Annotated in this window: 13 protein-coding genes; 5 read left to right on the plus strand and 8 right to left on the minus strand. The window is 69.3% G+C overall.

From position 1 onward, the window contains the following. Nucleotides 1-29: 29 nt before the first annotated feature. Together ACIBVN_RS06390 and ACIBVN_RS06395 are read right to left on the minus strand one after the other, a co-directional pair. A complete protein-coding gene (locus ACIBVN_RS06390) occupies nt 30-2,591 on the minus strand; it encodes a glycoside hydrolase family 9 protein (protein ID WP_397133899.1) in 2,562 nt (853 codons plus the stop codon). Further along, nucleotides 2,534-5,482: a glycoside hydrolase family 48 protein gene (locus ACIBVN_RS06395; protein ID WP_397133326.1), complete on the minus strand. Its 2,949-nt coding sequence runs from the start codon at nt 5,480-5,482 to the stop codon at nt 2,534-2,536. The genes ACIBVN_RS06390 and ACIBVN_RS06395 overlap by 58 nt, the downstream gene beginning before the upstream one ends. 300 nt (nt 5,483-5,782) lie before the next feature. Between ACIBVN_RS06395 and ACIBVN_RS06400 the strand changes: the two genes are divergently transcribed. Continuing rightward, nucleotides 5,783-8,098 (plus strand): glycoside hydrolase family 6 protein, encoded by a 2,316-nt coding sequence (locus ACIBVN_RS06400; RefSeq protein ID WP_397133328.1) that lies wholly within the window; start codon nt 5,783-5,785, stop codon nt 8,096-8,098. Nucleotides 8,099-8,332: 234 nt separating this feature from the next. Here ACIBVN_RS06400 and ACIBVN_RS06405 read toward each other — a convergent pair whose 3' ends face one another. The 5 genes from ACIBVN_RS06405 to ACIBVN_RS06425 all read right to left on the minus strand — a co-directional run bounded on the left by ACIBVN_RS06405 (nt 8,333) and on the right by ACIBVN_RS06425 (nt 12,545). Next, entirely contained in the window at nt 8,333-8,713 is a 381-nt protein-coding gene (locus tag ACIBVN_RS06405) for a DUF1992 domain-containing protein (protein ID WP_397133330.1), read from the minus strand. A gap of 9 nt (nt 8,714-8,722) precedes the next feature. Then, nucleotides 8,723-9,622 (minus strand): dihydropteroate synthase, encoded by a 900-nt coding sequence (gene folP, locus ACIBVN_RS06410; protein WP_397133332.1) that lies wholly within the window; start codon nt 9,620-9,622, stop codon nt 8,723-8,725. 78 nt (nt 9,623-9,700) lie between these two features. After that, nucleotides 9,701-10,171, minus strand: coding sequence for an ATP-binding protein (locus ACIBVN_RS06415; protein ID WP_397133334.1), 471 nt, complete (start codon nt 10,169-10,171; stop codon nt 9,701-9,703). A gap of 93 nt (nt 10,172-10,264) precedes the next feature. Further along, the gene (locus tag ACIBVN_RS06420; RefSeq protein ID WP_397133336.1) at nt 10,265-11,311 is read right to left on the minus strand and encodes an NAD-dependent epimerase/dehydratase family protein; all 1,047 of its coding nucleotides are present in this window, start codon (nt 11,309-11,311) and stop codon (nt 10,265-10,267) included. 52 nt (nt 11,312-11,363) lie between these two features. Beyond that, a complete protein-coding gene (locus ACIBVN_RS06425) occupies nt 11,364-12,545 on the minus strand; it encodes a zinc-dependent alcohol dehydrogenase (RefSeq protein ID WP_397133338.1) in 1,182 nt (393 codons plus the stop codon). 196 nt (nt 12,546-12,741) lie between these two features. On the opposite strand from ACIBVN_RS06425, the gene ACIBVN_RS06430 reads away from it, so the two are divergent. The 4 genes from ACIBVN_RS06430 to ACIBVN_RS06445 all read left to right on the plus strand — a co-directional run bounded on the left by ACIBVN_RS06430 (nt 12,742) and on the right by ACIBVN_RS06445 (nt 18,470). Then, nucleotides 12,742-13,791 (plus strand): polyprenyl synthetase family protein, encoded by a 1,050-nt coding sequence (locus ACIBVN_RS06430; protein WP_397133340.1) that lies wholly within the window; start codon nt 12,742-12,744, stop codon nt 13,789-13,791. An 11-nt stretch (nt 13,792-13,802) separates the two neighbouring features. Next, nucleotides 13,803-14,738, plus strand: coding sequence for a 4-hydroxy-3-methylbut-2-enyl diphosphate reductase (locus tag ACIBVN_RS06435; RefSeq protein WP_397133342.1), 936 nt, complete (start codon nt 13,803-13,805; stop codon nt 14,736-14,738). 30 nt (nt 14,739-14,768) lie between these two features. Next, nucleotides 14,769-16,184 (plus strand): family 2B encapsulin nanocompartment shell protein, encoded by a 1,416-nt coding sequence (locus ACIBVN_RS06440; RefSeq protein WP_397133344.1) that lies wholly within the window; start codon nt 14,769-14,771, stop codon nt 16,182-16,184. A gap of 69 nt (nt 16,185-16,253) precedes the next feature. Then, a complete protein-coding gene (locus tag ACIBVN_RS06445; protein WP_397133346.1) occupies nt 16,254-18,470 on the plus strand; it encodes a germacradienol/geosmin synthase in 2,217 nt (738 codons plus the stop codon). Here ACIBVN_RS06445 and ACIBVN_RS06450 read toward each other — a convergent pair. Next, nucleotides 18,394-18,738, minus strand: coding sequence for an STAS domain-containing protein (locus ACIBVN_RS06450; protein ID WP_397133348.1), 345 nt, complete (start codon nt 18,736-18,738; stop codon nt 18,394-18,396). The two genes, ACIBVN_RS06445 and ACIBVN_RS06450, sit on opposite strands and share 77 nt — an antisense overlap. Nucleotides 18,739-19,608 lie beyond the last annotated feature (870 nt).

Raw genomic sequence — 19,608 nt, forward strand, 5'->3', positions numbered from 1 at the left:
CGCTACTGCGGCGGGGGCGGGGTCTTCACTCAGGCGGGAGTGCAGGTGATCGGGTCGGGGACGGTTGGCGTGCCGTTCGCGATGAAGCCGAACGTGGTGGTGGCGCCGGGAGCCAGCGCCCCGTTGTAGGACTCGTTCTTCACTGTGACGCCGGACCCCGACTGGGTGTGCTTGCCGCCCCAGAGCTGGGTGATCTGGTTCGCCGACGTCCAGGTGACCGTCCAGCCGGCGGTGGCGGACGTGCCGTTGTTCTTCACCGTCACCTCTGCCTGGAAAGCGCCGCTCCACGAGCTCGTCACCTTGTACGCCGCCGCGCATCCGCCCGTGGGCTGCGGCGTCGTGTTCGTGGTGGTGAACGGCGTGCCGTCGGACGGCGCCGAGGTGTTGCCCGCCGCGTCCCGCGCCACCACTGAGGCGGTGTAGGAAGTGGCGGGGGTGAGCCCGCTCAGGTCGAAGGACGCGCTCGTGGCCGTGCCCACCTTTTGGGACCCCAGGTAGACGTCGTAGCCGCTCACGCCCACGTTGTCCGTGGAGGCGGTCCAGCTCAGCTTGGCGGTCGAGCCCGTGATCCCGGAGACCTCGGGCTTGCCCGGCTTGCTGGGCGCTGTCGTGTCCTGTTCCTCCGGACCCGGGGGCTCACCCCAGATCTTGGTCGCGCCGCTGTAGAGAGTGATGTTCCCGGTCCGCGCCGGCGTCGCGCCGGGCGTGGTGGGGATGTTCCGGTACGACCAGTCATTCGCCGGGTCCCACGTCCCCGAGCTGGCGATCCTGAACTGCACCTCTCTGCGGTGCTGCGACTGTCCCGCCGGGGCGATGGCCTGGCCGGAGCAGTCGATGTTCACGTAGTACGTGGTGCCGCTCGCCTGATGCAGCGTGGGCGCCTTGCACTGCGTGTAGGCCGACGACACGGTGATCTGCGAGGCGGTCGTCGAGCCGTCGAGCGTGAAGTAGTAGCGGAACGAGCCGTCGGACAGGACCCTGGCGGGCCACGCCGACTGGTTGCGGACGATGGCCTTGATCTCGGTGAAGTTGGTGCCCGAGGCGTTCACGCCCGCCTCGACGAAGAGCTCGGGGCCGTCCGGGGTCTCCGCCGCCGGGAAGTTCGCCGCCGGCGCGCCGCCGTACTCCTTGTAGAGCCGGGCCAGCGCGCTGGTGAAGCCGGCGTTGTAGTCGGTGGCGACCTCGTTCATGACGTAGTCGTCGCGTTTGTCGGTGTAGGCGTCGTTTGGGTCGGGCGGGCCGCCGACGAGCGCCCCGTACAGGGTGTGGCGGGTCTGCTCGGGGTTGGCGATCTGGTCGGTCCACGAGCCGTGCGCCGTGCGGTGGTGCGGGTTCTTCGGCGGGTTGGCGCCGAACCCGATCACGTACGAGGAGTTGCGCGGGTTGTCGCCGAGCGCGTAGTTGATCTGCCGTACCGCGAAGTCGTGGTAGCGGGACTTACGCGTGGCGTCGGTGATGGAGTCGCTGTGCACGAGCGCCGCGAACGAGGTGTTGGCCGCGTACCGCAGCGAGCCCCACCGGTCCAGCACCGCCTGGCCGCCCGGCGAGTACGCCACCTTGGAGCCGTTCACGCCGACCGTCCACCAGTCGAGCCAGCGGTTGGCGTCGTCCAGGTAGCGCTGCTTGCCGGTCAGCTTGTGCAGCAGCACGTACGCGCCGTAGGACTTGTCGTCCCACGCGATCGTCCACTTGTACGACTTGGTGGTGCTCTGCGGCTCGTTCCCCAGGTTGTCGTAGCCGGTCTCGGCCTTGGCCAGGTAGGCGGCGTCGTTCGTGGCCCGGTAGAGCCAGATCGCGCCCCAGACCAGCTCGTCGTTGTAGCCGCTCCACGACTGGTAATAGCCCTGGGCGTCGGTGATGCAGTCGCTGTATTTCTTCCTGACGGTGTCCGCGAAGGTGTACAGCTGCTTGGCGTGCGCCAGCAGCGTGTCAGCATAAGTCGGATTTGTCGGGCGGAAGACCATCGACGAGGCCGCCATCGCGGCCGCCGTCTCGCCCGCCAGGTCCGACCCGCCGCACGACGCGTCGATCTTGTACGCGGGCCGCGCCATCTGCATGGCCTCGGCCGGGCCCCACCAGGCGTGGTCCGTGCCGCCGTTGCCGACCTGGCCGTAGAGCACGTTCGCCGACGGGTGCGCCTTGATGAAGTAGTCGTTGACGTGCTTGAGGTTGTTGAGCAGGTGCGTGAGCTGGCCGGAGCTCGCGTACGCGTCGCGGTACTCGACCGCGCCCCAGGCCAGCATCGTGGCGGAGGCCGCCATCGGGAGGCCGAACTTGACGTGGTCGCCCGCGTCGTACCAGCCGCCCGTGAGGTCCACGCCGACGTCCTTGCCGTCGTTCAAGCCGGAGTCGCCGCGCCAGGAGACGCGGTTCCAGCTCGGCAGGTCGCCGGACTGCTGGGCCTCGTAGAACCACAGCGACTTCTGCAGCGCCTCACCGTAGGCGAAGGCGGGTGCGGCGTGGGCGGGGGCCGCCGGCCCCACCCCGGCGAGGGGCAGGACCAGCGACACCGCGGCGATCAGTGCGGCCTTTCTCACGGGAAGAGCCGCCCGTACTCGGCGAGCGCGACGGCGACGTCCACCTGCGCCCAGAACCGGTGGTAGTTGAAGGTCGGCGCGGGACCGGTGCCCTTCAGGAAGGCGTCCACCTTCGGCCAGTCGGGGTCGTTCCTGTAGAACGACCTGATCGAGATGAACGTCGAGCTGGAGTTGATGGTGTCGCCGTTCGGCATCTTGCCGCTCCAGCCCGGCGGCACGTAGACCGGGTCGTCGATGCGGTTGTAGTCCTGCTTGGTCTCCGGCACCGACACGCCCTTGGCGTCACGGTTCTTCCACACGCCGTCGAGCAGCGCCTTGGCCGTGTCCCTGGCCTCGGCGTGGTTGGCCTTGGCCGCGTAGTACATCAGCGCCTTGGCGTAGGCGCCGGCGACGCCGACGTCCTGCGTGTAGTCCGCGATGGTCACGTGCAGGCCGGGGTTGGCCGGCGGCATGCCGGTGGCCGAGCTGAAGTCACCGGCGGGCTGGCCGGTCCAGCGCAGCGTGGACGGGATCTGGTAGCTGCCGTCGGCGTTGATCGTGGTGTTGTCCAGCGCCCACGCCACCCACTTGTCGAGGATGGCCTTGGCGTCGGCGTTGCCGGTGACGTTGTAGAGCTCGGCCACCCGCTCCATGGTCCATGCCTGGAAGCCGAACCACTGGTTCGACGGCGGGTCGTGGTAGACGGGCTGCCAGTCGTAGGCCATGCCGTGGAACTTCGGCAGACCGCTCGGTGGGGTTGCGTAGTGGCCCTCCCAGCTGTTGGTCGCGCCGCCGGCGATGGCGCCCTCGGCGGACTGCAGCCACTTGTAGAACTGCAGCTGGCGGGTCAGGCTGGTAGTCCAGTCGGCGGCGCCGGTCGCGCTCTTCGGCTTGAGCTCGGCCACGTTCGACAGGGCCCAGGCCGCGAACGGGTTCTGGTAGCCGGAGTGGTTGTGGCTGGAGCCGATGCGCCAGGCCCATCCGGCGTTGGAGTCGGTCGCGCCGCCCCAGGCGTAGTACCAGTTCAGCAGGTACGCCGCCGAGTCCTTGCCGGTGCCCGCCGGGCAGGACGGGCTGGTGCAGCCCGGCTTCTTGAAGTACTTGTCGTACATCGCGTAACGCAGGTAGTCGCCCATCTTGGCGGCCTTGGCCACCGTCGCGGAGATCTGCGACTCCTTGCCCTGCGCCTTGGCCCAGGTCTGCGCCCAGTACGCCACCTGCACGGCGCGCGCGTCGGCGTCGGGGGCGTTGGTGTACTTCCACTGCTTGGCGTAGGAGCCGTCCTTGATGAACAGGTCCAGGAAGCCGTTGGGGCCGCCGTGCTTGAACGTGTCGCAGGACGGCTGCGGGATGGTCTCGAAGACCGACTCCTCGGGACCGCGCTGATAGGTGTTGATGTAGGCGGGCTTGGTGGTGCCGTCGCCGCAGCGGCCGAAGCCGTAGGTGTTGTCGACGTCGAGTAACCAGTGCATGCCGTAGATGTCACGGGTGCCGTACGCGCTCTGCAGCTCATTGGCGATCGGGTCGACGCCCGGGGTGACGCCGGTGTCGAGCTGCGACGGGTAGTTGCTGATCTGGTTCCACTCCGGCGCGTACGTGGCCGGCTTGTTCGGCGTGTAGAAGGAGTTCGTCGGCTGGTCGGCCGTGGCCGGGATGATGTACTTCTCCATCGAGGCCCAGGCGTTGTTGAACTTCGACCAGTCGCCGGTGACCTGCCCGTAGGTCGCCTCCAGCCACAGGTAGTAGCTGTAGGCCTCGGACGTGGTCTCGTGCCCGTGGTCCGGCGCCTCGACCATGAACGTCTCGATCGAGTGGTAGGGCACGCCCTCGGGCGAGAAGTAGCCGTTGGCCGGGTCGTGGAGCTCGTTGTACAGCTCGACGAAGCGCTGGACGTAGGGGTTGTTCCCGCCGACGTCGTCGTCCGCCTCGCTGGCGGTCACGTCCACCGCCGGGTAGCCGGTGGCGCTCACCCTGAACACGCCGGAGCCGCTGGTGGTGTCACTGTCGTTGGCCGCCGCCAGCGTGACGTTCTGCGCGGTGTTCCAGTTGGCCGGCGTGAAGGTCAGGCTGGCGCCGCCCGAGACCGTGAGGTCGGTGTCGCCGCTGGCGCGCACCGTGGTGACGGTCACGTTGGCCGTGGGCGCCTGCGACAGCTTCACCCCGAAGCTCGCGGTCCCCGCCTCCGGCACGGACAGGGTCGTCGGGCTCACCACGAGCGCGGGGCCCGAGTTCGGGGAGACCGTGATGCCGACCGGCGCCGAGGTGGTGGCCGCGCCGCCGTTGTCGGTGGCCCGCGCGGTGATCGAGTAGCTGCCGGCCGCCACGTTCGTCCAGCTGTAGCTGTACGGCGCCGAGGTGTCGGTGCCGAGGAGCGTGGAGCCCTGATAGAAGTCGACCTTGGAGATCGTGCCGTCGGCGTCGGAGGCGTTCGCCTCGATCGGCACGGTGGCCGGTGCGGTGAACGTCTGCCCCGCGGTCGGCGAGGTCAGCGACACGGTGGGCGGGGTGGGGTTCCCGCCGCCGCAGGTGACGCCGTTCACGCTGAAGCTGGTCGGGTTGGGGTTGCTGCCCGTCCACGTGCCGTTGAAGCCGATGGAGACGGAGCCGCCCGTGGAGAGGCTGCCGTTGTACGACATGTTCGTGGCGGTCACGCGGGTGCCTGACTGGCTCCAGTTGGCGCTCCAGCCGGTGGGGGTGTACTTCTGGCCCGTGGTCGGGAAGTCGAAGGCCAGGTTCCACGAGGTGATGGGGTCGCCGGTGTTCTTCAACGTGATGCTCGCGGTGAAACCGCCCTGGCCAGGGCTGCTCGTCCACGAGTTGGCCGCGTACGTCACGTCGCACGCCACCGCCGCCTGCGCGGGGCCGGCTGCCACGGCCGTGGTCGCGCCCGCAACGAGGACGAGCGTCGTGGCCACGGCGAGCCGCCTCGATAAGCGGGTGAGGAGGGAAGGAGGTCTGTACTTCACGGGGTCTCCATGGGAGTAGAGGAGTGGGAGCGCTCCCAAACGGGATTGTGGGTGCCCTCACGCGTATGTCAACGGAATGGCGGTCCGGTAACCCCCGTGTTTCCTCTCACCAGGCTGCCCGGGATGAAAGTTTCATCCGCATTCCGGGCCATTCAACGAGCATGTGGGGCGGCGGACACCTTTTGGAGAGGCGCCCGCTGTACACGGATCCGGCTGAGGCAGACCATGGGAGCGCTCCCAGCCCTCTAACACTGGAGATGATCGCTCGTGAAACTCCAACGCGGCCTTCGCAGATGGGCCGTGACCGTGACCGCCGCGAGTGTCGCGGCCTTAGGGCTCGTCGTCGGCCAGAGCACGGCCGCCAACGCCGCGGTCGCCTGCGACGTGACCTACTCTGCCAACTCGTGGACGAGCAGCCCTGGCCAGGGCGGTTTCACCGCGAGCATCACGTTGAAGAACACCGGCGACCCCATCACCTCGTGGTCCCTGGCCTTCGACTTCCCGAACGCGGGCCAGAAGTACACCCCTTCCGGCTGGGGGGCCAACTGGAGCCAGTCAGGCACGCGTGTGACCGGCACCAACATGCCGTACAACGGCAGCCTGGGCACGGGCGCGTCCGTCTCCATCGGCTTCAACGGCACGTGGACGGGCAGCAACCCGAACCCGACGTCCTTCAGCGTCAACGGCGTCACCTGCGGTGGCACCCCCACGACCCCGTCCGTGGTCCTGTCGGCCAGCTCGGTCGCGGTCAACGAGGGCGGCACGGCGACGTTCACCGCCAGGTTGTCGTCCGCGCCGAGCTCGAACGTGACCGTCAGCACCGCGCGGACCAGCGGTGACACGGACCTGACCGTCAGCTCGGGCGGCTCGCTGACCTTCACGCCGAGCAACTGGAACACCCCGCAGACGGTGACCCTGGCCGCGGCCCAGGACTCCGACACGACCGCCGGCACGGCCGCGTTCAGCGTGGGCGGCAACGGCGTCACCGGCGCCACGGTCAACGCCACCGAGGTGGACGACGACTCCGTCCAGGAGCAGTCGATCATCGTGACTCCGCCCGCGGTCACCGTGCCCGAAGGCGGCACCGCCACGTACACGGTGAGGCTGGCCGCCCAGCCCTCCGGCAACGTGAGCGTCACCTCGACCGCCGGCAGCGGCGACACCGACATCACGGTCTCCTCCGGCGGCAGCCTCACCTTCACGACGTCCAACTGGAACACCCCGCAGACGGTCACCCTGGCCGCCGCGCAGGACTCCGACACGACGAACGGCAGCCGGACCATCACGGTCGCCTCCACGGGGCTCACCTCGCGGACGGTCACCGCCACCGAGGCCGACGACGACGGCGGACCCAACCCGGCCCACGTCCCGAACCCGTACGCCGGCGCCACCGGCTACGTGAACCCCAACTGGTCCGCCAAGGCGGCCGCCGAGCCGGGCGGCTCCGCGGTGGCCAACACCTCGACGGCCGTGTGGATTGACCGCATCGCGGCGATCGCCGGCTCCTCCTCGGCCCTGGGCCTGCGCGCCCACATGGACGAAGCCGTCCGGCAGGACGCCGCCAACGGCTCCGCGGCGTTGACGATCCAGATCGTCGTCTACAACCTGCCCAACCGCGACTGCTCGGCGCTGGCCTCCAACGGCGAGTTGCTCATCGCCCAGAACGGGTTCAACCGCTACAAGACCGAGTACATCGACCCGATCGCGGCGATCCTGAGGGACTCGGCGTACCGCAACCTGCGCATCGTCACGATCATCGAGCCCGACTCGCTGCCGAACCTGGTCACCAACCTCAACGCCTTCGAGAAGTGCCGCGAGGCCAACGGCCCCGGTGGTTACGTCGACGGCGTCAGGTACGCGCTGGACCAGCTGCACCCGATCACCAACGTCTACACCTACATCGACGCCGCCCACCACGCCTGGCTCGGCTGGGACTCGAACTTCCAGCCGAGCGTGGACCTCTTCCACCGCACCGTCTCCGGTGCCGCCGCCGGGGTGAACAGCGTGGACGGCTTCATCGTCAACACCGCCAACTACTCCGCGACCACCGAGCCGTACTTCACGATCAACACCACGGTGAACGGCACGACGGTCCGGCAGTCCAACTGGCTGGACTGGAACTGGTACGTCGACGAGCAGACCTTCGCGACGGACCTGCGTACGCGGCTGATCGCCAAGGGCTTCCCGTCCGGGATCGGCATGCTGATCGACACCTCCCGCAACGGCTGGGGCGGCAGCGCCCGCCCGACCGGGCCGAGCAGCTCGCTGAACGTCAACGAGTTCGTCGACCAGTCGCGCGCCGACCGCCGCATCCACGCCGGCAACTGGTGCAACCAGAGCGGCGCGGGCATGGGCGCGCGGCCCACCACCAACGTCCCCTCCGGGTTCGACGCCTACGTCTGGATCAAGCCGCCGGGCGAGTCCGACGGCGCCAGCACAGACATCCCGAACGACGAAGGCAAGAAGTTCGACCGGATGTGCGACCCGACGTACGAGGGCAACGACCTCAACAAGCACAACAAGTCGGGGGCGCTGCCCGACGCGCCGCTGTCCGGGCGCTGGTTCTCCGCGCAGTTCCAGGAGCTGCTGCGGAACGCCTACCCGCCCATCAACTAGCAACCGCCACGGCCGGGGCCCGGACCTTGATCCGGGCCCCCGACGCAAGCCCGAGCGACCCGCCTGACCCGGGTCTCTCGGAGGGGCCCGCCTGACCCGGGTCCCTCGACCAGTCGAAGGGGCCCCGCTCCCGGGGCCCCTTCTTCTTCATCGGGCCCTGCGCCACTCCGACACGATCTCGTCGATGTCTGTGTCTATGGTCGCGCTCGCACGGGGCTCCGCTGGTTACGCAAGCTACCGCTCTCCGCCCCAGGCTCGCCGCTCCAACGGCATCAGGTTGAGCGGCGGGCCGGACAGCCCCGTCCTGATCGCCTTGCGGATCTTGTTGTTGATCTCCTCGAGGATCTGCCGCACCTGGGTCTCCGACCTGGCCCCGCGCGCCTCGGCCAGCGCCTCCTCGGCCTCCTTGCGCAGTGCCAGCGTGGGCGGCAGGGGCATCGACAGCCCCTCGCTCTCGATCTTCTGCTTGATCCACCACATCTCGTCGTACGGCCGGTCCGGCAGGGGCTTTCCGGCCCCCGGCAGGTCGTCGAACGCGCCGCGCTCCTCCGCCTCGCGAATCTGCCGGTCGACCCAGCTCTCGAACGGCATCCCCTGTGGTTTCCGCTCGGTCAATTGACCTCCTCAGGCCAGATTGTGACTCGGGGTCAGCGGGCCACGCCAGCCGAGCATGGCCTCGGTCATGCGTACGGACGCGACCGTGGCGGCCACGTCGTGCACCCGGAGGATGCGGGCGCCCTTGAGGATGGCGAAGACGTTGGCGGCGATCGTCCCCTCCTTCCGCTCGCCCTGGGGCCGGTCGAGCGTCTCCCCGATGAAGTCCTTGTTGGACAGGGCCACCAGCGTCGGGTAGCCGATCGCGGTGATCTCCTCGAGCCGGCGCGTGAGCTCGATCGAGTGGAAGGTGTTCTTGTTCAGGTCGTGGCCGGGATCGATGATGATCTTGTCGTCCGCGATGCCGGTCTTGAGCGCGTACGCGACCCGCTCGCGCAGGTACTCGGCCACCTCGGAGACGACGTCGGCGTAGCTCGGCCGCAGGACGCGTCTGCCCGGGCCGCCGAGGCTGTGCGTGACGATCACGCTGACCCCCGACTCGGCGGCGAACTCCGCCATGCCGGGCTCGCGCAGGCCGTTGGTGTCGTTGATCACATCGGCGCCCGCCTCGACGGCCGCCCGCGCCACCTCGGGCCTGTGGGTGTCGACGGAGATGACGGCGTCGGTGGCCTTCCTGACCTCGGCGATCACCGGCGCGACCCGGTCGATCTCCTCGTCCGTGCCGATCTGCGCCTGGGCCGCGCTGAAGGCGAACCCGCCGATGTCCACCCAGTCGGCCCCGTCGTCCACGGCCCTGCACGCGGCCGCGACGGCGCTGTGGAGCTCGAACGTGCGGCCCTGGTCGTGGAAGGAGTTGGGCGTCCTGTTGACGATGGCCATGATGGCGACCTGGCGCGCGAAATCGAACTCCCGCCGCCCGATGCGCCGGGCGGGCGAGATCATCCCGGTTGAACGCGTTTCGCCGCTCACGTTGTGAGCCTACCTGCCCTCCGCCCAGGCCAGCCGCCTGGGAGCGCGCCCGCGGGCACCCCGCACCGGAGCAGGTCGTCAGGCGGTGAAGCGGCCGAAGGGATGGTGGCCGGCGGTCACCCGGATCCGCTTCATGACCCGATGGGTGGTGCGGTGGGGCGCTCGTGGCAGCCGCATGGTGAGCAGGACCGTGGTGCCGCCGGGACCGGTCTCGAAGTCGGCCATGTCGCACAACCGACGGATGAGGTAGATCCCCCTGCCCTCCTGGGCAAGGTCGAGCGGCTTCAGATCGGCGTCCACGTATCCGCCGGGGATGCCAGAGCCCCGGTCGGTCGTCTCGGAGCGGATCACGCCGTTCACCGTCCACAGCTTGAAGTACCCGTGCCCACCGGCGTGCTCCACGGCGTTGACCACGCTCTCATGCACGGCCAGGACAAAGTCGTGGAGCCGGGGACCGCTCAGCCCGCAACTCCGGGCCAACTCGGCCACGGCGCGACGCAGTCTGGTGACGTCGTGGAGGGTGAAGGGCTGGGCCATCAGGGTGCGCATGCACTCCTCCGTGTCGTCCGACACACAGGCCGCGCTTCAGGACCTCGCGTTCTGTCTCCCGTTCCCCGAAGCCGGAGCCTTACACCCCAGGCTTCACATTCTGCCCACGCCGGTGGCTAGTTCCTTGACTCGTCCGACCGGCCCGCCGTCGGGAGCGAGCGGCGCGGTGTCCATGCCGGCGCCGTCGTGCAGCCCCTCGAGCAGCTCCCGAATGGCCTCCCACGAGGAGTGCCGCGGCGTCCAGCCCAGCACCTCCCTGGCGCGGTCGGTCTTCATGACCGGGAGCCGCAGGACCAGGTCGAGCAGCCCGGGCGCGGCCGGAATGAGCCTCATGCGCCAGCCCATCGCCATGGCCGCCCTGGCCACGGTCGGCGAGACCGACACCGTGCGGGCGTCGAGCAGCTTGGCCAGGTCGGGCGGGTCGAGCACGGGTTCGGCGGCGATGTTGAACGCGCCCCGAACGTCCCTCGTGACGGCCAGCCGGTACGCCTCCGCCGCGTCCTCGGCGTGCACCACCTGCAGCTTCAAACCCGGAATGTCCGGCACGAACGGGATGCGCCCCGCCCTGATCAGCCGCCGCGGCACGAACGGCCCGCCGAACAACCTGCGCTGCTCGGTCGCCGCCGCCCGCTGGAAAACGAACCCGGGCCGCATCCGCACCACGCGGATGCTCGGGTGATCGTGCTCGAAGACGTCGAGCACGCGCTCGACGTACGCCTTCTCCCGCCCGTACGCGGCCCCCGGCCAGCCGTGCGTGGGCCAGTTCTCGTCCACCGGCCGGTCCTTGGGCCCCGGCGAGTACGCCCCCACGGACGAGGCGTGGACCAGCGCGGGCACGCTCGCCTCTGCGACGGCGCGGAAGACGCGCATGCTGCCCAGCACGTTCGCCCGCCAGGTGGTGGCCGGGTGCCTGGTCGGCTGGAACAGCCACGCGAGGTGCACGACCACGTCCGCGCCGTCGAAGATCCGCGTCAGGTCCGCGGTCGCGACGTCAGCCTGCCGCCAGTCGGTGCGGTCGATCCGCCACCCGGGCAACCGGCGGGCGACCCCGACGATCGAGGTCACGCCGCCGTCCGTGGCCAGCGCGCGCACCACGCTGGTGCCGACGTTTCCGGTTGCTCCAACCACAACGACTCTCATGGAGGCTCGGCTGCCCGCCCTTTGGGCCGGAAAATCCCCGTGACATGCCAAGTTATGGCTGTAGGAGTATCTTGACCGCTCCGTCCGACTTCTTCTGGAACATCTCGTACGCCATGGGCGCCTGCTCCAGCGGCATCCGGTGCGTGGCCAGGTCCATGACGCCGAGCGGATCGGTCTCGTCGGTCAGCAGCGGCATCAGCGCGCTGGTCCACCGCCGGACGTGGGCCTGCCCCATGCGCATCGTGATGCCCTTGTCGAACATGCGCAGCATCGGCATGGGATCCGTCATGCCGCCGTAGACGCCGATGACGGAGATGACGCCGCCGCGCCGTACCGCGTCGATGGCCTGGTTGAGCGCGGCCAGCCGGTCGATGCCCGCATGGGTCATGAGCGGCGCGGCGACCCCGGACGGCAGCATGCCGGCGAGGGTCTGGGCGACCTTGGCGGCGGGCGAGCCGTGGGCCTCCATGCCGACCGCGTCGATGACCGAGTCCGTACCGCGCCCGGAGGTCCGCTGGCGGATCTCCTCGGGGACGTTCATGACCTCGCTCGCGTCGATGACGTCGATGCCGTGGCGGCGGGCCATCTCCAGACGGTGCGTGACGCCGTCCACGCCGATCACCCGGTAGCCCAGGTGGCCGGCGATGCGGGTGCACATCTGGCCGATCGGGCCGAGACCGAAGACGGTGACGCTGCCGCCGTCGGGGATGTCCGCATAGGCGACGGCCTGCCAGGCGGTGGGCAGCACATCGGACAGGTACAGGAACCGCTCGTCCGGCGGCCCCTCGGGCACCTTGATGGGGCCGAACTGCGCCTCGGGCACCCGCAGGTACTGGGCCTGCCCGCCGGGCACCTGGCCGTAGAGCTTGGTGTAGCCGAAGAGCGCGGCGCCCGTGCCGTGCTCGCGCACCTGGGTCGTCTCACACTGGGCGAAGAGCTCCATGGAGCACATGTGACAGTGGCCGCAGGAGATGTTGAACGGGATGACCACGCGGTCACCCGGTTTGATGTTCGCGATGCTGGGACCGATCTCCTCGACGACGCCCATGGGTTCGTGCCCGAGGACGTCGCCCTCGGCCATGAACGGCCCGAGCACCTCGTACAGATGGAGGTCGGAGCCGCAGATGCCGGTGCTGGTCACCCTGATGACCGCGTCGTTCGGCTCCTTGATCGAGGGGTCAGGAACCTCCTCGACCCGGACGTCGCGCTTGCCGTGCCAGGTGACTGCCTTCATGGTGTCTCCTTACGGAAGGGGCCCACAAATGCCGCATACCCGCACATAGAGCATCAAACGATCCGCCCCTCTTGACACGCCCTGCCGTTGGGACTGCTGAGGCAAAAGAAGTCGCCCGCCACAAAAGAGCCTTTACACGCTACGTATTGGATGGATAACTATTGGTAGCGAACTTCTGACCGAAGGAGCCGCGCGCATGCCGGTGAGCTTCACCCAACCCAACGTCGGGTCGCGCGTCGACCGGCGCCTGGCCGGCTTCCTCGAGACCTGGCGTGCCCCCGTCGACGACCCTGACGTCGGGGCGGCCTACCGGTTGCTGGCCGACTTCATCCTCATCGGCGGCAAGCGCGTCCGGCCGCAGCTGTGCTACTGGGGCTGGCGCGGCGCCGGCGGCGGCGACAGCGAGGAGATCATCACCGCCGCCGCGGCCCTGGAGCTGTGCCACGCCGGGCTGCTCATCCATGACGACATCATGGACGGCAGCGATCTGCGGCGCGGCCGGGCCACCGTGCACCGGAGCCTGGCGGGGCTGCACTCAGGACCGGGCGCGGAGGCGTTCGGGCGGGCGGGCGGCATCCTGCTCGGCACGCTCAGCCTGGCCTGGTCCGACACGATGTTGTCGTCGTGCGGGGTCGAGCCGCACCGGCTGCGCGCCGCGCACCACGTGTTCGACGCCATGCGCACCGAGGTCATCAGCGGCCAGTACCTCGACATCCTCGCCCAGCTCCGTTCGGGCGCGAGCGTGGCCGAGGCACTCACCGTGATCCGGTACAAGACCGCCAAATACACCGTCGAGCGGCCGCTGCAGATCGGCGGCGCGCTGGCGGGCGCCTCGATGGAGCTGCTGGAGTCCTACTCGCGCTTCGGCCTGCCGCTGGGCGAGGCGTTCCAGCTCCGCGACGACGTGCTCGGGACGTTCGGCTCGGAGCCGGAGACCGGCAAGTCGGCGCTCGACGACCTGCGCGAGGGCAAGCACACGGTGCTCTTCGCGCATGCCGTACGCAACGCCTCGCCCGCCCAGCTCGGCCGGCTCAAGAGCTGGCACGGCAACCCCGGGCTGACCGAGGAGCGCGCCGCGGAGTTGCGGCAGATCCTGTGCGACACGGGCGCGCTGGACCAGGTCGAGGAAATGATCGAAGAACGCGTGCACGAGGCCGTGACGGCACTTGCCGCGGCGCGGATCGAGCCGGAGGCCGCGAGAGCGCTGGCCCTGCTGGCAGACCAGCTCGCGCACCGCACCTACTAGGAGGTTCCCAGATGGGACGGGTACTTCTCGCGGCCCCGCGCGGCTTCTGCGCGGGGGTCGAACGCGCGATCACCACCGTCGAGGAGGCGCTGAGGCGCTTCGGCGCACCCGTTTACGTGCGCAAGCAGATCGTCCACAACACCTACGTGGTCGGCGACCTCACCAGGCGCGGCGCGGTCTTCGTCGAGGAGCTCGACGAGGTGCCCGACGGCTCGCTGGTCGTCTTCTCCGCGCACGGGGTCTCGCCGGCGGTCAAGCAGGCGGCGGAGCGGCGTGGCCTGCGGACGATCGACGCGACCTGCCCGCTGGTCACGAAGGTCCACAAGGAGGCCGTACGCATGGCCGAGGCGGGCTACGAGATCGTGCTCATCGGCCACGCCGAGCACGAGGAGGTCGAGGGCACGTACGGCGAGGCCCCCGAGCACATCCACGTCGTGGATCCGGCCAGCCCCGGCGAGGTGACGGCGCAGGGCCCGGTGAGCTGGCTGTCGCAGACCACGCTGGCCGTGGACGAGACCATGCGGGCCGTCACCGAGCTGCGCAAACGCTTCCCCGACATGGTCGACCCGCCCAGCGACGACATCTGCTACGCCAGCCAGAACCGCCAGGAGGCGATCACCCGGATCGCCCCGCAGTGCGAGCTGGTCATCGTCGTCGGCTCGGCCAACTCCTCCAACTCGCGGCGGCTGGTCGAGGTGGCGCTCGGTGCGGGCGCGGACGCGGCGTACCTGGTCGACGGGGCCGCCGACGCCGACGAGCGGTGGCTCGACGGCGTGCGGACCGTCGGGATCACCTCTGGCGCCTCGGTCCCCGAGCGGCCGGTCGAGGAGTTACTCGACTGGCTCGCCGCCCGCGGATACGCCGACGTGGAGCGGATGACGCTGACCGAGGAGACCCGCACGTTCTCGCTTCCGCCCGAACTCCGACCCACCCGCAAGCCCGGTTAAGTCCCATACCGAGATTGGTGGTGCAGCACGATGACCGAAACGACCAACTCAACAGCCCCTGAGACCGTCAACGGCAACAGCCAGCTCAGCCTCAGCACCGAGGCCGCCAGGCAGCTCGCGACCACGACCAAGACGCCGCCGCAGATGCAGGAGATCACCTCGCGCTGGCTGCTGCGGCTGCTGCCATGGGTTCAGTGCTCGGGCGGCGTGTTCAGGGTCAACCGGCGGCTGACCTACGAGCTGGGCGACGGCCGCATCACGTTCAGCAACACCGGCTCTGACGTGCGGGTCATTCCTGCCGAGCTCACCGAGATACCCATGTTGCGCGGTTTCGACGACACCGAGGCGCTGCAGGCCCTGGCCGGCGGTTTCACGCAGCGAGAGATCGAGGCCGGTGAGGAGATCGTCTCCGAGGGCCGCCCCATTGACCGGCTCGTGCTCATCGCGCACGGTCGCGTGAGCAAGGTGACCCGCGGCGCGTACGGCGACGAGCAGAACCTCGGCATCCTGGCCGACGGCGACTACCTCGGCGAGCAGACGCTGACCGACGGCGGGCGGTTCGCGTTCACCGCGCGGGCCAAGACGGCCACCACCGTGCTCACCCTGTCCAGGCAGGACTTCGAGCAGCTGGCCGATCAGTCGCCCGCGCTGCGCGAGCACCTGGACCGCTGGCACTCGAGCGAGGAGCACGCCCACAACGACTACGGCGAGGCCGCGATCGAAATGGCGTCGGGCCACACCGGCGAGCCCGTGCTGCCCGGCACGTTCGTGGACTACGAGCTGAGCCCGCGCGAGTACGAGCTGAGCGTGGCCCAGACGGTCCTGCGCGTGCACAGCCGGGTCTCCGACCTGTACAACCAGCCGATGAGCCAGCTCGACCAGCAGCTCCGCCTCACGATCGAGGCCCTGCGCGAGCGGCAGGAGCACGAGCTGATCAACAACAGGGAGTTCGGCCTGCTCCACAACGCCGACCTCAGCCAGCGCATCCGCACCCGCACGGGCCGCCCCACCCCCGACGACCTCGACGACCTGCTGGCCACCGTGTGGAAGGAGCCGGCGTTCTTCCTGGCGCACCCGCAGGCCATCGCCGCCTTCGGCAGGGAGTGCAGCAAGCGCGGCGTCTACCCGCAGTCCATCGACGCCTTCGGGCACAAGGTGCCGGCCTGGCGGGGCATCCCGATCTTCCCGTGCAACAAGATCCCGATCTCGGCCACGTACACGACGTCCTTCCTGCTCATGCGCACCGGGCAGGAGAACCAGGGCGTCGTCGGCCTGCACCAGACCGGCATCCCCGACGAGTACCAGCCCAGCCTGTCGGTCCGGTTCATGAACATCAACGAGAAGGCCGTCATCTCCTACCTGGTCAGCGCCTATTACTCGGCGGCCGTCCTGGTGCCGGACGCGCTCGGCGTGCTGGAGGACGTCGAGGTCGGCAGGAACGGCTGACCGAGGGACCGGACGCCGGAGGCCGGCACCGCGGGCACGGTGCCGGCCGCGCATTGTGAGGGAGCGACCATGAGCCAGCCGTTCGAACTGCCGGACTTCTACATGCCGTACCCGGCGCGGCTGAACCCGCATCTCGAAGAGGCTCGCGCGCACTCCAGGCGGTGGGCGCGCGACATGGGCATGCTCGACGACCCCGGCGTCTGGGAGGAGGCCGACCTGGACGCCCACGACTACCCGCTGATGTGCGCCTACACCCATCCCGACTGCGACGGCGCCGAGCTGTGTCTGATCACCGACTGGTACGTGTGGGTCTTCTTCTTCGACGACCACTTCCTCGAGGTGTTCAAGCGCTCCGGCGACCTGCGGGGCGGCAAGGCGTACCTCGACCGGATCCCCCGCTTCATGCCGATGGGCGATGACCTGAGCATGCCCGAGCCCACCAACCCGGTCGAGGCGGGCCTGGCCGACCTGTGGGCGCGTACGGTGCCGAGCAGGTCGGCGGACTGGCGGGCGCGGTTCGCCGAGAGCACCCGCAACCTGCTGAACGAGTCGCTGTGGGAGCTGGCCAACATGAACCGGGGGCGGGTGGCCAACCCGGTCGAGTACATCGAGATGCGCCGCAAGGTGGGCGGGGCGCCCTGGTCGGCCGGGCTCGTCGAGCACGCGGTGGGGGCCGAGGTGCCCGCGCGGATCGCGGGGACCCGTCCCATGCGGGTGCTCAAGGACGCCTTCTCGGACGCGGTGCACCTGCGCAACGACCTGTTCTCGTACGAGCGGGAGGTCGGGGACGAGGGCGAGCTGAGCAACGGCGTGCTGGTGCTGGAGACGTTCCTCAAGTGCGGCACGCAGGAGGCCGCCGACGCCGTCAACGACCTGCTGACCTCGCGGCTGCAGCAGTTCGAGCACACGGCGCTCACCGAGCTGGGACCGCTGTTCGTGGAGTACGCGATCGACCCGATCAGCGCGGCCGGCGTGCTGGCCTACGTCAAAGGGCTGCAGGACTGGCAGTCGGGCGGGCACGAGTGGCACCTGCGTTCCAGCCGGTACATGAACAAGCGGGCCGCCGCCGCCAAGCCGCTGGGCATGTCGTCGATCGTCAACCTGCTGGGGGCCAAGCGGCTGCGTAACTTCACGCACGTGCCGCACCAGCGGGTGGGGCCGTCGCGGATCCCCGACCTGTACATGCCGTTCCAGGTGAGGCTGTCACCCCATCTCGACGCGGCCCGGCGGCACACCGTGGCCTGGTGCGAGGAGATGGGGCTGCTCGACTCGGGCATATGGGACGAGCGGCAGCTGATCGACATCGACCTGCCGCTGTGCGCCGCGGGGCTCCATCCCGACGCCACCCCTGAGGAGCTGGATCTGGCGTCGTACTGGCTGGCCTGGGGGACGTACGCGGACGACTACTTCCCGGCCGTCTTCGGCCGGTCACGCAACCTCGTGGCGGCCAAGACGGCGGTGGAGCGGTTGTCGGCGTTCATGCCCCTGGACGGCTCGCCCGCGCCGCCGCCCGCGAACGCGCTGGAGCGGGGCCTGGCCGACGTCTGGGCGCGTACGACGGGGCCGATGCCGCTCGAGGAGCGCCGCGAGCTGCGCGGCGCGGTGGAGAGCATGTGCGCGAGCTGGCTGTGGGAGCTGGCCGACGAGTTCGCCAACCGCATCCCCGATCCCGTGGACTACGTGGAGATGCGCCGCCGGACGTTCGGCTCCGAGCTGACGATGAGCCTGGCCCGGCTCCGGCACGGCAAGAGGATCGGCCGGGAGGTGTACGAGAGCGGCCCGATGCGGGCGCTGGAGAGCGCCATCAGCGACTGCGGGACATTGATCAACGACATCTTCTCGTACCAGAAGGAGATCGAGTTCGGGGGCGAGCTGCACAACGGCGTGCTGGTGGTCCAGAACTTCTTCGACTGCGACTACCCGACGGCGCTCGGCATCGTCAACGACCTGCTGACCTCGCGGATGCGGCAGTTCCAGCACATCGTCGAGCACGAGCTGCCGGTCGTGTGCGACGACCTCGGCCTCGACGCGGAGGCCCGGCGAGACCTCGACGCGTTCGTCAACGAGCTGCGTGACTGGGTAAGCGGGGTGCTCCACTGGCACCGGCACTGCTTCCGGTACGACGAGGAGTCGCTGCGCCGCCACAACCGGCCGCCGCAGTTCCGGCTGGGCGGGCCGACGGGCCTGGGCACCTCGGCGGCCCTGCTCTCTACACGGGCAGGTGATGGGCGCGGGGCTCGTAGTACCAGCCCATCATGCGCAGCAGCCGGCGCTGGTACGGCGTGACGTTGTGCAGGCGGATCCACCGCTGTGACGGTGGCAGCGTGGGCATGACGAGCACGCGCAGGCCCGAGACGTCGATGAAATTCAGCTCGCCGGTGTCGACGACGATGTACGCGCCCTGGCGGCAGTCCGCCAGGGCACCGGCGACCGCAGGACTGTTGGAGGCGTCGATCTCCCCGATGAGCGCGACGGACGGTGGCCCGGGAATCGCGCGCATCGTGATCGTCAGCTGCCGGTCCTGGTAGAGCAGCCGTTCTTCGGCGCCGCTCACGCTCCTCGCACCCCCCAACACACACGCTCTGGGGGTCGTGATCCTGCTCTGACGATTAACCAGAACCTAGGTTACACGAAGTATGTTTGGCTATGTTATTTTCGCCGGAAAATGACCGAATTACGGGGAAATTATGACGGCCCGGCGAGGCCGTGCGCTGGGGCCCGATGGGAGCGGGATCCGCGCCCTGGTCGGGCTCGCCGGCTCCAGGGTGGCGGCAACGGCTCCCCGCACGCCTGGCACGAAGGCGCTCCGGCAGCCGTGCTCCTGCTCCTTGACGCGCGCATGCCCGGCTGTCCCCCGTGGCGGCCGCCTTGTCGGAGCGTTTGTTGGCGCGTTACGTTGTCGGCATTGAGGCGCAGGAAAGCTACCGACAGAACGGTATGGCGCGCATGAGTTTTCCAGGCGCGCCGAATATTCCATGAATGGGCCACGTGGGCTGTCGCCGATATCGATGGCCCTGGCGCAGGTGATTCCGCTGCGCGCTGCGCTTATTCGTGGGGCGGGGAATACGCGTGTGCGCGGGCCGGGGTGACGACTCAGGGGTAGTGGAGGTCGGGGAGCCGGATGTCCAAGGAGTCCAAGGAGGAGGTGGAACCGGGGGATCTGATCTGCTACGACAACGATTCGGCGCACCCGGGGCCTGAGCGCGTCGGCCTCGTCGTGCGGCCATGCATGGCCACGGCCCCGCGGCCCAGGTGATCCTGCAGTGATCGACCCGGGCCACAGGGCGCGGATAGCTCAGTGCGCACCAAGCCCGTGCCGTGGCTTCGCGAATGTCCACGGCCCGTTCTTCTGGTTCACCTCAACTACCAGGAAGGCGACCTTGGCCGGGCGGCCCCTCACACGAGAGCCGCGATCGGCTTCCTG

Origin of the sequence: Nonomuraea sp. NPDC049400 (assembly GCF_044466425.1) — a bacterium.
Classification (GTDB): domain Bacteria; phylum Actinomycetota; class Actinomycetes; order Streptosporangiales; family Streptosporangiaceae; genus Nonomuraea.